The organism is uncultured Parasphingorhabdus sp., assembly GCF_963975735.1.
GTDB lineage: Bacteria > Pseudomonadota > Alphaproteobacteria > Sphingomonadales > Sphingomonadaceae > Parasphingorhabdus.
The window spans coordinates 97,323-113,135 of sequence record NZ_CAXBIA010000003.1 but is presented as its reverse complement, the minus strand read 5'-3'; the positions used below and the strand labels follow the sequence as shown (position 1 = coordinate 113,135).

Annotated in this window: 15 protein-coding genes; 8 read left to right on the top strand and 7 right to left on the bottom strand. The window is 56.8% G+C overall.

All coding sequences use genetic code 11. The annotated features are described in order from the left end of the window. Positions 1–99: 99 nt before the first annotated feature. Positions 100–1,116 (top strand): SPOR domain-containing protein, encoded by a 1,017-nt coding sequence (locus tag AACZ86_RS06375; protein ID WP_339690496.1) that lies wholly within the window; start codon positions 100–102, stop codon positions 1,114–1,116. Positions 1,117–1,137: 21 nt separating this feature from the next. On the opposite strand, the gene serB is transcribed toward AACZ86_RS06375, so the two are convergent. Continuing rightward, entirely contained in the window at positions 1,138–2,019 is an 882-nt protein-coding gene (serB, locus tag AACZ86_RS06370) for a phosphoserine phosphatase SerB (RefSeq protein ID WP_339690493.1), read from the bottom strand. On the opposite strand from serB, the gene miaA reads away from it, so the two are divergent. The 4 genes from miaA (at position 2,012) to ilvC (ending at position 6,434) form a co-directional block, all read left to right on the top strand. Further along, positions 2,012–2,947, top strand: coding sequence for a tRNA (adenosine(37)-N6)-dimethylallyltransferase MiaA (gene miaA / locus AACZ86_RS06365; RefSeq protein WP_339690490.1), 936 nt, complete (start codon positions 2,012–2,014; stop codon positions 2,945–2,947). The two genes, serB and miaA, sit on opposite strands and share 8 nt — an antisense overlap. Positions 2,948–3,065: 118 nt before the next feature. Beyond that, a complete protein-coding gene (locus AACZ86_RS06360) occupies positions 3,066–4,811 on the top strand; it encodes an acetolactate synthase 3 large subunit (RefSeq protein ID WP_339690487.1) in 1,746 nt (581 codons plus the stop codon). After that, positions 4,811–5,326 carry an acetolactate synthase small subunit gene (ilvN, locus tag AACZ86_RS06355; protein WP_339690486.1) on the top strand — a complete coding sequence of 172 codons (516 nt, stop codon included), beginning with the start codon at positions 4,811–4,813 and terminating at the stop codon, positions 5,324–5,326. The genes AACZ86_RS06360 and ilvN overlap by 1 nt, the downstream gene beginning before the upstream one ends. Positions 5,327–5,414: 88 nt before the next feature. Next, positions 5,415–6,434, top strand: a complete 1,020-nt coding sequence (ilvC, locus tag AACZ86_RS06350; RefSeq protein WP_339690483.1) for a ketol-acid reductoisomerase — start codon at positions 5,415–5,417, stop codon at positions 6,432–6,434. A 27-nt stretch (positions 6,435–6,461) separates the two neighbouring features. Here ilvC and AACZ86_RS06345 read toward each other — a convergent pair whose 3' ends face one another. Next, positions 6,462–6,860, bottom strand: coding sequence for a BLUF domain-containing protein (locus tag AACZ86_RS06345; RefSeq protein ID WP_339690481.1), 399 nt, complete (start codon positions 6,858–6,860; stop codon positions 6,462–6,464). Between the two features lie 437 nt (positions 6,861–7,297). Here AACZ86_RS06345 and leuA point away from each other — a divergent pair, with 437 nt between their 5' ends. From leuA to AACZ86_RS06330, 3 genes are all read left to right on the top strand, one after another. Further along, positions 7,298–8,956, top strand: coding sequence for a 2-isopropylmalate synthase (gene leuA, locus AACZ86_RS06340; protein WP_339690479.1), 1,659 nt, complete (start codon positions 7,298–7,300; stop codon positions 8,954–8,956). 78 nt (positions 8,957–9,034) lie between these two features. After that, positions 9,035–10,006: a nitronate monooxygenase family protein gene (locus AACZ86_RS06335; protein ID WP_339690476.1), complete on the top strand. Its 972-nt coding sequence runs from the start codon at positions 9,035–9,037 to the stop codon at positions 10,004–10,006. A 60-nt stretch (positions 10,007–10,066) separates the two neighbouring features. After that, positions 10,067–11,113, top strand: a complete 1,047-nt coding sequence (locus AACZ86_RS06330; protein WP_339690473.1) for a nitronate monooxygenase — start codon at positions 10,067–10,069, stop codon at positions 11,111–11,113. A 17-nt stretch (positions 11,114–11,130) separates the two neighbouring features. On the opposite strand, the gene AACZ86_RS06325 is transcribed toward AACZ86_RS06330, so the two are convergent. The 5 genes from AACZ86_RS06325 to fabG form a co-directional block, all read right to left on the bottom strand. Next, positions 11,131–12,198 (bottom strand): TIGR00341 family protein, encoded by a 1,068-nt coding sequence (locus tag AACZ86_RS06325; protein ID WP_339690470.1) that lies wholly within the window; start codon positions 12,196–12,198, stop codon positions 11,131–11,133. 90 nt (positions 12,199–12,288) lie between these two features. Continuing rightward, on the bottom strand, positions 12,289–13,260 hold the full coding sequence (mltG, locus tag AACZ86_RS06320; RefSeq protein ID WP_339690469.1) for an endolytic transglycosylase MltG: 972 nt from the start codon (positions 13,258–13,260) through the stop codon (positions 12,289–12,291). A 4-nt stretch (positions 13,261–13,264) separates the two neighbouring features. Then, positions 13,265–14,521, bottom strand: a complete 1,257-nt coding sequence (gene fabF, locus AACZ86_RS06315) for a beta-ketoacyl-ACP synthase II (RefSeq protein WP_339690466.1) — start codon at positions 14,519–14,521, stop codon at positions 13,265–13,267. 151 nt (positions 14,522–14,672) lie between these two features. Next, the gene (locus AACZ86_RS06310; protein ID WP_089132491.1) at positions 14,673–14,909 is read right to left on the bottom strand and encodes an acyl carrier protein; all 237 of its coding nucleotides are present in this window, start codon (positions 14,907–14,909) and stop codon (positions 14,673–14,675) included. A gap of 116 nt (positions 14,910–15,025) precedes the next feature. Further along, positions 15,026–15,769 (bottom strand): 3-oxoacyl-[acyl-carrier-protein] reductase, encoded by a 744-nt coding sequence (fabG, locus tag AACZ86_RS06305; protein WP_339690451.1) that lies wholly within the window; start codon positions 15,767–15,769, stop codon positions 15,026–15,028. Between the last annotated feature and the right edge of the window lie 44 nt (positions 15,770–15,813).

Here is a 15,813-nt window from a genome sequence, read left to right as displayed (position 1 = left end):
TGCGAGTTTTTGCTAGACTTCAAGAGTTCCTGCGGTTTAGCACGGCGGAAACGGCTCGCATCACATTGTAATTATTATTTGAACACCAAGGAATAAACCATGAAAACGGCCAACCGAACCATCACTCATTTGCTTGGCATCATGCTCGTGGCAGCTTCTGCACCAGCCTTGGCCGATGTAAAAGCCGGCGTCGATGCATGGGAACGCGGTGATTTTACCACGGCGATCAACGAGTGGCGCGGACCTGCCGAAAAGGGTGATGCCGATGCGCAGTTCAACCTCGGGCAAGCCTATAAACTGGGTCGCGGTGTTTCGCAGGATCTGGGGCAAGCGGAGAAATGGTACAAGAAAGCTGCGGATCAGGGTCATCTGCAGGCCAATGACAATTATGGTCTGATATTATTCCAGAACAACCGCCGGAAAGAAGCCCTGCCCTATTTGCAAGCTTCGTCCGGTCGTGGAGAACCGCGCGCACAATATGTATTGGGCACCGGCCATTTTAACGGTGATTTTGTCGAAAAGGACTGGATCAAGGCTTATGCTCTTATGACCCGGGCGTCGGCGCAGCAATTGCCGCAGGCAACTTCCAACCTAGCCCAGATGGATCGCTTCATTCCGATCGAGGACCGGCGGCGCGCGATCGAACTGGCGGGTCAGATGGAGCAAGACGAGAAGCGGGTACGGACGGCCCAGATTGGCGGCTTTCGGCCTGTCCAGTCGACCGGAGCGGTGCAGACGGCGCAATTGCCGCCTTCGCAGCCCGCTCTGCCCGATCCGGCTCCAGCACCCGGACCGATCACTCCGGGCGTCACCTATGCGCCGAGCCCGAAACCCGTGCCGGCAGCGCCTGTCGCGACCCAGGCTCCGGTCCGTGCGGTTGCGAGCGGCGACTGGCGGGTGCAGTTGGGCGCGTTTAGCGACGAGAATAAAGCCAAGACCCTATGGACCAAGCTGGAAAGCAGCGTTTCCGCTCTGGCAGGACTGCAGCCCTATCTGGTTAGAGCGGGCGGCATCACCCGTTTGCAAGCAGGGCCATTTGCGACGCAGGCGCAGGCCGATTCAATGTGCAGCAGCGTGAAAGCCTCCGGCAATGATTGCATCACCAAACGCAATTAGGCCTCGGCTATCAACCTGTGGCTATCGGCTGACCCACTGGTCCGCCGCTATGCCCTGAATATATAATAGCGCCGTCAGATCATTATATCTGATCGCTACATCCGCAGCTTGCGCGGCCTTTGGTTTCGCGTGATAGGCGACCCCGAGGCCGGCTCTTTCCAGCATCGGAATATCATTGGCGCCGTCACCCACGGCAATCGTTTGTTCCATGGGCAGACCTGATGCATCGGATGCCGCCTGGAGCACTTCAACTTTTCGGGTCGAATCGACAATCGGTCCATCCAGGCCTCCGGTCAGCACACCGGCATCTTCCCCCAGAATATTGGCATGAAATGACCTGAAGCCAATGGCTTGCGCAACAGGCTTGGCAAATTTGGTGAAACCGCCTGACACGAGAATCGTTTCAGCGCCGCCCTGTGCCATCGTTCTCACAAGCGTCTCCGCACCGGACATGGTTCTCACCCGTTCATCCAGACATTGCTGGATGGCCGACGTGCCCAAACCCCTGAGGAGCGCCACCCTGCCCCGCAGCGCGTCCTCGAAATCCAGCTCGCCCTGCATGGCCCGTTCGGTGATTTCGGCAATTTGTGCCTTGATTCCGGCATAGTCAGCCAGTTCATCGATACATTCGACGGTGATCATCGTGCTGTCCATATCCGAAATCAGCAGCTTTTTGAGGCGATTGGCCTCGGGTTGCACCGCGATATCGACGTCATTTCCAATCAGTTCGAGACGCGCTCGCGCCGCGACCGGGTCGCCGTCGAAGAAAATGTCGAGCACGCGCCCGTCGATCAGCTCAGACTGACGGATAATTGTGGCATCCGCTCTGCCCAGGCTGATATTTGCAGACTGAATATCTCTCTCATTCAGAGATTCTTTTGCTATGAGCGTGGCGATGAACATGATTTCTCCGAAACTGGACAAGAATGTCGCGCTGATCGTCGGACCGACGGCCAGCGGTAAATCCGCCTTGGCACTGGAGCTTGCCAAAAAGCAACCCTCGGTGATCATCAATGCGGACAGCGCCCAGGTCTATAGCGATCTCAGAATCCTGAGCGCGCGCCCGAGCGAAGAAGAAATGGGCGGGATTGAGCATCAGCTGTTCGGCTATATCGACGGCGAGGAAGCCTGCTCCGCCGCGCGTTGGGCTCATGACGCCAAGACGGCAATTGCGGCAGCCCATGAGCGCGATATCCTGCCGATACTGGTTGGTGGCACCGGCCTATATGTCCGGATATTGCTCGACGGCATTGCGCCAATCCCTGAAATCGCTCCGGCAATCCGGCAGAAAATCCGGCAAATGGAACTATTGGAAGCATATCAGGCGCTGCAAAGTCTTGATCCCGTTTCGGCGGAAAGATTGAACCCGAGCGATAGCACCCGCATCCAACGCGCGCTGGAAGTGATCCAGTCGACCGGCAAGCCGCTGGACCATTGGCAAAAGCACAAGACTGGCGGCATTGGCGAGAATATCAAATTGCATCCGCTGATACTGCTGCCGCCGCGCGAATGGCTCTATCAGCGCTGTGACTTGCGATTGCACCAGATGATGGAGGAAGGCGCGGCGGAAGAAGTCGAAAATCTTCTGCAACGGGATCTGCCGCCAAATCTGCCGGTTATGCGGGCTATCGGAGTATCTGCCATCGCCGCCTGGCTAGCCGGTGACATCAGCCGGGAAGCCGCGATAGAGCGGGCACAGACCGCAACCCGCCAATATGCCAAGCGCCAATATACGTGGTTCCGCAATCAGGGCCCGCAAGGATGGCCGAGGCTTGAAGAACCATTAAATAATGATTTTGACGAGATAATTGAAACTATATTACGCGATTAGGCCTTGACATAACATATTCAGATATGTAGCGACCCCCGAATTAACTAAGCCTTGCCTATTGTGTTGCAGTGCATCATGGCGGGGCTTCAGCGCAAACAGACAGCTAATGGAGCATGATGTGGCCGAAAAAAGCGGCGCCGATATATTGGTCGAAACCCTGCTGGAACTAGGCGTGGATACCGTTTTCGGCTATCCGGGCGGCGCGGTGCTTCCCATTTATGATGCGCTCTACGAGCATCCGAAAATCAAACATATTCTGGTCCGGCACGAGCAAGCCGCTACCCATGCCGCAGAAGGCTATGCCCGTTCGACCGGGAAGCCGGGTGTGGTGCTGGTAACGTCCGGCCCGGGTGCAACCAATGCCGTCACCGGTATTACCGATGCCCTGATGGACAGCATTCCGATGGTCGTCATCACCGGCCAGGTCGCAACCAATCTGATCGGCACGGACGCTTTTCAGGAGGCCGACACGGTCGGTATCACGCGCCATTGTACCAAACATAATTATCTGGTGAAAAAGCCTTCCGATCTGGCGCAAGTCGTTCAGGAAGCCTTTCATATCGCTACCCAGGGCCGGCCGGGTCCGGTGGTCATCGATATTCCCAAGAATGTCCAGGTTGCAGCAACAGAATATAGCAGCAATGCGACCAGGACCAACACCCGCTATCAGCCCCAGACCGAGGGTGATTTCAAGGCGATCAACGCCGCCGCCGAAATGATCATGAACGCGAAAGCGCCGATCCTCTATACGGGTGGCGGAATCATCAACAGCGGTCCGAAGGCTAGCGAGACCCTGCGGGAACTGGCCGAATTGCTGGGATGCCCGGTAACCTCGACGCTGATGGGCCTGGGTGCGTTTCCGGCTTCGTCCGACAAATGGCTCGGCATGCTAGGCATGCACGGCACTTTTGAAGCCAATATGGCGATGAACAAGGCTGACCTTGTGGTCTGCCTTGGCGCTCGGTTTGACGACCGGATCACGGGACGGCTTGACGCTTTCTCGCCCAACAGCAAGAAAATCCATGTCGATATCGACCGTTCGTCGATCAACAAGACCATCCGGGTCGATCTGCCCGTCGTCGGCGACGTTGGCCGGGTGATGGAGCAATTAATCGCCGTGCTCAAGGGCCGCCGCTTTGCAACACCGGACCTTGCCGAATGGTGGTCGCGGATTGCCGGCTGGCGGGCAACCAACTGCCTCGAATATCCGGAGAGCAAGACGGAAATCATGCCGCAGGAAGCCATTCGCAAATTGTGGCAGGCGACGCATGAGCGCGAACCGATCATCACCACCGAAGTCGGGCAGCACCAGATGTGGGCCGCCCAGCATTTCGACTTCGAAAGCCCTAACAAGTGGCTGACCAGCGGCGGTCTCGGCACCATGGGCTATGGCCTGCCTGCCGCGATTGGCGCGCAGCTCGGCAATCCGGATGCTCTGGTCATCGATATTGCCGGCGAAGCGTCGATCCAGATGAATATTCAGGAACTCGGCACCGCAACCCAATATCGGCTGCCGGTGAAAATTTTCATCCTCAACAATGAATATATGGGCATGGTCCGCCAATGGCAGGAACTGACCTATGAAAGCCGTTATTCAAATAGTTACAGCGATAGTTTGCCAGATTTTGTAAAGCTCGCGGAAAGCTATGACTGGACCGGTATCCGCATTGAGGATCCCGCTGATCTTGAAGCCGGGATTCAGAAAATGCTCGAAACCGACGGTCCCGTAATGGTTGATTGCCGCGTCGCGCAGCTGGCGAACTGCTTCCCGATGATCCCGTCTGGCGCAGCCCATACCGAGATGCTGCTTACCGCAGAGGATGTTAAGGGCACCATGGACGACCAAGCAAAGGCCCTTGTCTGATGCATATTTACGAAGAAGCCGTTGAACGCCACGTTCTTGCAGTTCTGGTTGACAATGAAGCCGGTATATTGGCCCGTATTGCGGGCATGTTCACCGCGCGCGGATATAATATCGACAGCCTGACCGTGGCCGATATCAGCGAAGATCATGCCGTGAGCCGGATAACCATTGCCACCAACGGCCCGCCGCACGTCATTGAGCAAATCATCGCCCAGCTGGACAGGCTTGTTCCCGTGCATAGCGTGCGTGACCTGACAGAATCCGGACCGCATGTGCAGCGCGAACTGGCGCTGGTAAAAGTCGCCGGTAAGGGCGAGCATCGCATCGAAGCCATGCGGCTGGCGGATATTTACCGCGCCCGGGTCGTCGACGCGACAACCGAAAGCTTTGTCTTTGAAATTACCGGGGCTCCGGAAAAGATCGAGACATTTGTCAGCCTGATGCGCGAAGTTGGTTTGGTCGAAGTTGGCCGCACCGGCGTAGTCGCCATTGGCCGGGGACCAGATCCTGCATGAAACAAATACAGCGTCTCTAGACTGGCCAAATCTGGCGGCTGTGAGCGCCCTAACCCTATTCGCTATCATCTGATTATAAGGAAGAAAAATGAAAGTTTACTATGACGCCGACGCTGACCTCGGCCTGATCACCGGCAAGAAAATCGCGATTGTCGGTTACGGCAGCCAGGGCCATGCCCATGCCCAGAACCTCCGCGACAGCGGCGTCAAGGACGTAGCCATTGCGCTGCGTGCCGGCTCAGCCACCGCGAAAAAGGCCGAAGGCGCCGGTTTTCAGGTCATGACCAACGCTGAAGCTGCGAAATGGGCCGATATCGTCATGGTCCTCGCACCGGACGAGCATCAGGCTGCAATTTATGCCGATGATCTGCACGCCAATATGAAAGAGGGCGCTGCCCTCGCCTTCGCCCATGGTCTCAACGTCCATTTCGGCCTGATCGAGCCACGCGAAGATCTCGACGTGATCATGATTGCTCCTAAAGGCCCCGGCCACACAGTGCGCAGCGAATATCAACGCGGCGGCGGTGTGCCCTGCCTGATCGCGATTGACCGCGATGTGTCCGGCAATGCCCATGACGTTGCGCTCGCTTATGCATCCGGCGTTGGCGGCGGCCGCTCCGGTATCATCGAAACCAATTTCCGCGAGGAATGCGAAACCGATCTGTTCGGTGAACAGGCCGTGCTTTGCGGTGGTATCACCCATCTCATCCAGGCAGGTTTCGAAACCCTGACCGAAGCCGGCTATGCGCCTGAAATGGCCTATTTCGAGTGTCTGCACGAGACCAAGCTGATCGTCGATCTGCTCTACGAAGGCGGCATCGCCAACATGCGTTATTCCATCTCGAACACCGCAGAATATGGCGACATCACCAGCGGTCCGCGGGTCATCACCTCGGAAACCAAGGCGGAGATGAAGCGGATTTTGGAGGACATTCAATCCGGTCGTTTCGTGAAGAATTTCGTGCTCGACAACCGCGCCGGACAACCGGAACTGAAAGCCGCACGCAAGCAGGCTGCAGCGCATCCGATCGAGGAAACCGGCGCCCAGCTCCGCGCTATGATGCCGTGGATCGGCGCCAACAAGCTGGTTGATAAAGAAAAGAACTAGAAGACAGCGAGACCGGGCGACCCAATTTCAGGTCGCCCGGTCTCGAGCCGCCGCAAAGCTCAACAATTCTTCGGCAACCTCATGGTCGCAGTCTTTTACCAGTTCGCTGACCGCCTTGGTCAGGCTGGCAGTTTGATCAACGGTTTTCGATGCCATGCTCCATCCGGGAAACTGCCTCCGGACGATCACACCGCTCTTCAACCGGAAAATGGCATGATGGCGGGCATCCAGGGATATTCGTGCAAATGTCTCCTCAACCCGGTCTTGATCGCCTTCAAGATACTGCAAAAAACGCTTGTGATCCTGGATCAATATACCGGTGATGCCATTGCGATTGTTGTTCTTTGTCGCGGCGGCCAGAATCGTATCCAGCTCTTCACTCGATAACGGACGCTTCGGCGTACTCATATAAACGAGTCGATACATTCCACAGCCCCTCCCGTGGCCTCGAACAGCTCGTGATATTATATCGACCTTAAAGAATTGCAACATATAGTAAATTTTGATTTTTTGGCCGATTTGCCCGCCTCGTTCTGATCCGGTTTACCGCTGTTAACCGTCGGACTGCGCAATTTCTCGCTCGCAGGAGGCGGCCATGCATACATCCGTGTACCGATCAAAAAAATTGCACCGGCTCAAAAAAATCGTCCTCGATGGTTGATTTATCTGCGACTCTGGATAGATACAGCAGCATGACACGGTCTAAAGCTCTCTTGCTGCTACGACTTATACGCCCTTAGGCGTACCGTTGCTGCTGCCCGAATGGCGCAGCGCCCCGCCTAAGGGATGATTTACCAGACAATATAAGCAAACTCGCGAATTTGTGCCTTGCGCGCATCTTCCAGCAGCATAAGAGTAAAGTCATGCACAAGAACCCGTCACAAAAATACCGACCGTTTCCCCAGATAGACCTGCCCAACCGGCAATGGCCATCGCGCACTATAGACAAGGCGCCCCGCTGGCTGTCCACCGATTTGCGCGACGGCAACCAGGCCCTGATCGACCCGATGGATGGCCAGAAGAAGCAGCGGTTTTTCGATCTGCTGGTCAAAATCGGGATCAAGGAAATCGAGGTCGGCTTCCCGTCCGCCGGTGCCACCGATTTCGATTTTATCAGCGGTCTCGTCAAATCGGGCAAGATACCCGATGATGTCATGGTACAGGTATTGACCCAGTCCCGCCGCGACCTGATCGAAACCAGCTTTGCCAGCCTCGAGGGTGCGCGGGCCGCGATTGTTCATCTGTATAACGCCGTATCCCCCGCCTGGCGCGATGTCGTGTTCCGGCTCGACAAGCAGGGCGTCAAGGACATCGCCCGCGAAGGCGCGACCATCTTGCGCGAGCAGGCCGAGAAATATCCCGGCACCGACTGGCATTTCGAATATTCGCCGGAGACATTCTCGACCGCCGAACTGGATTTCAGTCTGGAAGTTGTGGAAGCGGTGATGGAAATCATCGAGCCAACCGCAGAAAAGCCGTTGATCCTCAATCTGCCCGCCACGATCGAAGCCGCGACACCCAATATCTACGCCGACCAGGTCGAGTGGATGTGCAACAATATCAGCAAGCGCGAGCATGTCGTGATCAGCCTGCACACCCATAATGACCGGGGTTCAGGCATTGCCGCTTCGGAACTGGGCATGATGGCTGGCGCGGACCGGGTCGAAGGCTGCCTGTTCGGCAATGGCGAACGCACCGGCAATGTCGATCTGGTGACATTGGGTCTGAATCTCTACACCCAAGGCGTTGATCCGGAACTGGATTTCTCCAACATGGACGAGATCGTAAAAACCGTGGAATATTGCAACCAGTTACCGGTTCCCGCTCGCCATCCTTATGCCGGCGAGCTGGTCTTTACCGCTTTCTCCGGATCGCATCAGGATGCGATCAAGAAAGGCTTTACCGCCCAGGAACAGCGCAATGACGAGCTGTGGAACGTTCCCTATTTGCCGATTGATCCCCGCGACCTCGGCCGCGACTATGAAGCGGTCATCCGGGTCAACAGCCAGTCCGGCAAGGGCGGCATCGCCTGGATCCTGGAACAGGACCACGGGTTGAAACTACCCAAACGGCTGCAAGCCAATTTCAGCCGGACGGTGCAGGAACTGGCCGACGAAACGAGCCGTGAATTATCCTCGGATGATATCTGGGTCGCATTCCAGAAACGCTATCACATTGACGGCAGCGGGAAATATAGTCTGATCGATTATGACGAGCGCGCCACCGGTGGCGAGCGCATTTTCGTCGGCAAGATCAAGGGACCCGATGGCGAGATATCTGTCAGCGGCCGCGGAAATGGCCTGATTTCCAGCGTGGTTGATGCCGTTTCTTCCGCTCTCGGCGCAACCCTCGAGATCGTCGATTATAACGAACATGCGCTGGGTTCCGGCAAGGATGCGCAGGCAGCCGCTTATATCCAGTGCAAGACGGACGACGGCAAAGAATTTTTCGGAGTCGGTATCAACAGCGATGTTGCCACCGCGTCGGTCCAGGCTTTGCTCAGTGCCGTGAACCGAATTTAAGCAGTCGGTTAAAATAACAGTAGAATATGCCGCTGCATCGGTTATTGCAGTGGCATATTTTTTCAGATCGGGGTTTCCATGACTTTACCAGCCATTTTCGACAATCTTCGCCTGCCGCTTATCGGCTCACCCTTGTTCATCGTGTCGGGGCCGGAACTGGTGATCGCGCAATGCAAGGCCGGTATCGTCGGCAGCTTCCCTGCCCTCAACGCCCGTCCGCAGTCGATGCTCGACGAATGGCTGCACCAGATCACCGAAGAGCTGGCGGCATGGAACCGTGAAAACCCTGACAAGCCTGCGGCGCCGTTTGCGGTCAACCAGATCGTCCACAAGTCCAATGATCGACTCGATCAGGACATGGCAACCTGCGCGAAATGGAAAGTGCCGATCGTCATCACCTCGCTGGGCGCGATCGAAGATCTGAACACCGCCGTAAAAGGCTGGGGCGGCATCACCCTGCACGACATCATCAACAACCGCTTTGCCCACAAGGCGATCGAAAAGGGCGCGACCGGACTTATCCCTGTTGCTGCCGGAGCCGGCGGCCATGCCGGCACGCTATCGCCGTTCGCCCTGATGCAGGAAATCCGCGAGTGGTTTGACGGTCCTGTTGCACTCTCCGGCTCTATCGGCAACGGCGCATCTATTCTGGCAGCGCAAGCGATGGGCGCGGATCTTGGCTATGCCGGTTCGGCTTTCATTGCCACCAAGGAAGCCAATGCCGATCAGGGCTATAAGGAAGGCATTGTCGAGGGCAAGGCATCCGACATCGTCTATTCCGACCTGTTCACCGGCGTGAAGGGCAATTATCTGCGCAAGTCGATCGAGCAGGCAGGTCTGGACCCCGACAACCTGCCTCAGGGCGACTATAAGACCATGGACTTCGGATCCGGTGGCAATACCGAGAAAAAGGCCTGGAAAGACATCTGGGGCTGCGGCCAGGGCATCGGCCTGATCAATGACGTGATGAGCGTACAGGACATGGTCGACCAGTTCACCGCCGAATATCGGGCAGCGCGGGAAAGCCTGAAAGAGCGGTTTAACTATTAAACAACCGCCGAGCGCCGGACGCTGTAACAATGGCTCTAATCTGAAAGGATATCATTCCTGATGCAAAAGCCATTGATCACCAACAGATTCGTCGAACGCTTCAATCTGTCGACCCCGATTGCCCTGGCCCCGATGGCCCTGGCTAACGGAGGGAACCTGGCTGCCGCATGCGCGCGTGCCGGAGCGCTCAGCCTGGTCGGCGGTGGCTATGGCGATCTTGTCTGGACGCAACGCGAATATAGCGAGGCGATCAGCCTGCTCGACGGCAACCAGGACAATTTGTCGCGACTGGGCTGCGGCTTTATCTCGTGGAAGCTCGCGGAAGACCGAAGTGCCTTTGACTGGTTGCTGGATCAACCGCAGAAACCCGCTGCGGTCATGCTGTCATTCGGTGATCCGACGGCCTTTGCCAAGATATTATCCGATCTTAATATCCCGGTCATTTGCCAGATCCAGACAATGGCGCAGCTACCGCAAGCGTTGGACGCCGGCGCAAGCGTGATTGTCGCGCAAGGCACCGAGGCCGGTGGTCACGGCATGAATGAACGCGAAGGCCGCAACACATTCACCTTCGTCCCGGAAATCGCTGACTGGCTCGCGAAACATTCTCCACAGACAATATTGCTCGCTGCCGGCGGGATTGCCGATGGTCGCGGTCTCGCGGCTGCAATGACGCTGGGCGCCGACGGCGCGCTGATCGGTTCCAGATTATGGGCAACCACGCAATCACTGGCCACGGAAAGTGCGAAGAATATCGCTCTGCAGGCCAGCGGAGATGACACCACCAGAAGCAGCATTTTCGACATCTTGCGGGGCAAAAACTGGCCGGAACAATTCGACTTTCGGGCGATCAGAAATAAATTGCACAGAAAATGGGAAGGCCGGATCGACGAATTGCGCTCCGACCCCGCGGCAGCGATGGAAGATTATGCCAGCGGTGCCGGTCAGGAAGATTATGACAGGGCCCATATAACGGTCGGTCAGGATGTCGGCCTGATCAACGACATATCATCGGCGGAAGAGGTGATCGACAACATCGGCCAAGAAGCAGCGCGCTTGTTGAACGGTGGAAACACCGGAAAAATAGCCACGAGAAGATTGGCCTGACATCGACAGCGCTTTGCCTATCGATATCCGGTTTCTGCAGCGGGTAACGATGCCTCACTACTGAATATCGGATTGTCCGCACCGATGGCGAAACGCCCGCCGACCAGCCCGACAAAGAGCAGCAATATCAGCAGCCAGATCAGGAATATGCCACTGGTGATTCGCCAGTTTCGCGGCGGCAGTCCCTGCACCAGAAAGGTCACGATTCCGGCTACGTTGATGCAGACAAGGTTGGTTGCCAGCAAGAACAGCGCCCTGAAACCAAGCACCTCCTCGCCGCTGCCGAGGAATAATCCGGCTGCGGCAATCGGCGGGACCAGCGCTACTGCAATCATCACGCCGACCAGCGAGAGCGAAGCGCCCTGACTGAACGCGAGGACACCTGCGGCGCCGCAGGCCAGCGCCAGAGCAATATCGGCGGGGTGTACGATCGTGCGGTTCCTGAGTTCGGGAACCAGCGGATCGACGTCGATGAACATGCCGAGCAGGAATGTGAACGCCAGAGCGGCCAATATTCCGACGACAAGCGTATTCATGGCGCGGCGGCCAAGCGAACGATCGCCGAGCGTAGCAGCCATCGCCATCGCCATGGTCGGACCAAGCAGCGGGGCTATGATCATCGCGCCGATGACCACGGCGGTCTGGCCGCTGCGCATCCCCAAGGCGGCGATCAGCGCGGAGAGGATCACCGTCAGCAGATAATTGGGGCGCAGTTCCAGACTGGCCTCGATATCGTCATAAAGCTCGTTGGTGCTGATCCGGTCCCGGGTGAAGAATATTTCCAGCTTGCTCGGCGGTTTGCTTTCGCCAGACGGGGACGACGCAATTTCCTCCAGCTCGGGGATTTCGGGCAAAACCGCCTCGACCTGAAGAACGAGGACCGAGAATCCTGCAATATTTTTGAAGTTCCGGTCGAGCTCGGCGATCAGCGCCTCGATCAACCGGCTGGCCACTAAGCAGGAAAATTTCTCGAGACCGTCGGGCACGGGTTCCTGCCAGAAACGGCTGCAATGTCGGGCAATAATCTCTTTGGTCCGTGACACTTCTGCGTCGGGTACAATGATCTCAACCAGCCTTGCAGACATATCCGGCTCCTTCCGCTTGCGCGACGGCATTCACGCAGGATCAGCTCAGTCCGACGATCCGCAATTCACCATCGTTTCAACGCCGGGAGCCTACATTTCCCCACGTTCGCGCCGTATCGCAAACCATTTTTCGACATTGGCATTATGCTCTTTCAGCGTGTCGGCAAAAATATGCCCGCCCTTGCCGTCTGCGACAAAGTAGAGCGCGCTGGTCTTCGCCGGATTCAGAACCGCCTCGATCGACGCGCGCCCCGGGTTGGCAATGGGGCCTTTCGGTAAACCCACCATCGCATAGGTATTATAGTCGTTAACCTGGGCAATTTCCGACTGCCTGATACGCCGTCCCAGCGGCTTTCCCTTGGTGATCGGATAAATGATCGTCGGATCGGCCTGCAGCATCATATTCTTGCGGACCCGGTTGCCGTAAACACCCGCTACCGTCCGCCGTTCCCGGGCTAACGCGGTTTCTTTCTCCACGATCGCGGCCAGAATCACCGCTTCCTCCGGTGTCTTGACGACGCTGGCTTTTGTCCGCTTCGGCCAAAGCTCGGCAAGCGTTTCCTTCATCGCGTCCTGCATCCGCTGCAACACCGCAGAGCGTTGCTCACCCCGTTCGAAACTATAGCTGTCCGGCAGAATAGAGCCTTCTGCAGGAACCGGAATATCGCCCTTGAGCAACTCTTCGGCCATCAATTTTTCATACACAATGATCGACGGCGTTCCTTCGGGAACCGTGATCAGCCGTTGCACCGATTTGCCGCCCTGCAGAATATCCAGAACCTGCGCGTTGCTCGCGCCCGCCGGGATTTCGAATTCTCCGGCCTTGATTGGCTCCGATCCACCGAGAATCTTTGCCCGGTTCAGGAATGTATCGGCGGACTTGATAACGCCTTCCGATTCCATGACTTTTGCCGCCATGGACAGACTGGAACCCGGCTTGATGATGATCGTGCGCTGCTGTTCCAGCGGACCGCTGCCGTTCCAGCCATAGAGGAAATTGCCCGCCAGCAGGACTGCAATGATCGCCGCTGCCGCCAATATCAGGCAACCGAGACGGCGCATTATACTAGATGGCTTTCATGATGATGCTGGCATTGGTTCCGCCAAAGCCGAAGCTGTTGCTCAGCACAGCCTTCACTTCGCGCTTTTTCGCGATATGCGGTACCAGATCGACGCCTTCACAACCTTCATCCGGGTTGTCGAGATTGAGCGTGGGCGGCACAATCTGGTCGCGCAGGGCAAGAATGCTGAAGATACCTTCAACAGCGCCGGCACCGCCGAGAAGATGGCCAATCGCCGATTTGGTCGAACTCATCGACATTGTCTTGAGGTCATCCCCGAACAGCCGCTTGATCGCCGCCAGCTCGATTGTATCTGCCATCGTCGATGTGCCATGCGCGTTGACATAGTCGATATCGGCGGTGGTCAGGCCCGAGCGTTTCAGTGCCATTTCCATCGACCGGTAAGCTCCGGTGCCGCCAGGATGCGGCGCGGTAACGTGATAGGCATCGCCCGACATGCCATAGCCGACAACTTCGCAATAGATATTGGCGCCGCGGGCCTTGGCATGCTCATATTCTTCCAGAACGACGACGCCTGCGCCCTCGCCCATCACGAAACCGTCGCGGTCCTTGTCATAGGGACGGGATGCAGCCGTCGGATCGTCATTGCGTTTGGTGGATAGCGCCTTAGCCTGGGCAAAACCGGCGATACCAATCGGACAGATGGTCGCTTCCGCGCCACCGGCCAGCATCACGTCGGCATCGTCCAGAGCGATCATGCGAGCCGCGTCCCCGATGCTGTGCGCACCGGTCGAGCAAGCGGTCACAACCGCGTGATTCGGCCCCATCAGACCATATTTGATCGAAACCTGACCCGAGATGAGATTGATAAGCCGTCCATGGACGAAATGCGGGCTGACCCGGCTTGGTCCGCGTTCCGCGAGAACCAGCGATTCCTTTTCGATTCCGGGCAATCCGCCTATTCCGGAACCGATAGAACAACCAGCGCGCAGCCGTTCTTCCTCGGACATGTCGGTAAGGCCGGCATCTTCAAGCGCCTGACCGGCGGCGTCGATACCGTAGATGATGAACGGGTCGACTTGGCGCTGAACCTTGTGGTCAACGCGCAAGTTGGGATCGAAGCCATATTCATGGTCCGCGGGTTTCACTTCGCAGGCGATATGACATTTCTGATCGGATGCATCGAAACGGGTGATTTTTCCCGCACCAGACTTGGAAGCCAATATATTGCTCCAGGTCGTTTCCACATCTCCGCCCAGCGGCGTTACCAGGCCCATTCCGGTTACAACTACACGGCGCATATCATGCCTCTCCTTGCGGGCTTCCCTGCCCTAAATCAAAAACGGCCACCGGTTCAGGATATTCCTCCCGGGCCGGTGAGCCGCTTTGCTGTCTTTCAGCGATCATTGGCCCCGAGGCGCGCCAGTTTTCGTGGCAGCGCCTCAAAATCAATTAGCCTTTGTTTTTGTCGATAAAATCGATGGCATCTTTGACGGTACCGATTTTTTCAGCCGCGTCGTCTGGAATTTCGACGCTGAATTCTTCTTCAAAAGCCATGACCAGTTCAACAATGTCGAGGCTGTCAGCGCCCAGATCATCGATGAAGGCAGCTTCTTCGGTTACTTTGTCGGCTTCAACGCCGAGATGCTCAACAACAATCTTTTTAACCCGGTCTGCAGTCTCACTCATGAGAGGTCCCTTTTTGTTAGGATGTAATTTCAATTTCGTCCTAGTGCGGTGACGCGCGCCTTGCAAGTGTCCGTGAAGTCGAAATCGCACTAGAGATGATGTTTTTAGGCAAAGCCCTAGGAAATCATCGCCATACCGCCATTTACATGGATGGTCTGGCCGGTGACGTAAGAGGCTTCCTGACTGGCCAGATAGACCACAGCAGCGCTGATATCGTCGCCTTTGCCCATTTTCCCCGCCGGAATCTTGCGGTTGATCTCGTCTTTCTGGGCATCGGTCAGTGCATCGGTCATCGGTGATTCAATGAATCCCGGCGCAACGCAGTTGACCGTGATATTGCGGGAGGCCAGTTCCTGGGCCAAGGCCTTGGACATGCCGACAAGCCCGGCCTTGGACGCAACATAATTGGCCTGTCCGGGATTGCCAGTCGCGCCGACAACCGAGCTGATCGAGATAATCCGGCCATGGCGCGCCTTCATCATCGGGCGAGCAGCGGCACGGATCAGGCGAAAGGCCGATTCCAGATTGACGCGGATCACGTCGGAAAAATCTTCGTCAGACATCCGCATCACCAGCCCGTCGCGGGTAATGCCGGCATTGTTGACCAATATGTCGAGCTTGCCGAGCTTCGCAACCGTGTCCGGGACCAGCGCATCGACTTCTTCCGCTTTGGAAAGATCGCAAGGCATGACGATATGGCCTTCACCGGCCATTTGCGGGATCATCTCCATCAGCACATGCATGCGCGTGCCGGAAAGCGCGACGGTCGCACCTTGTTCAGCGAGGGATTTCGCGATCGCCGACCCGATCCCGCCCGATGCTCCGGTTACCAGCGCGGTCATTCCGCTTAAATCAAACATTCCCAATTCCTTTAAAATTCCGGTCCATCAAGACCGACGATATT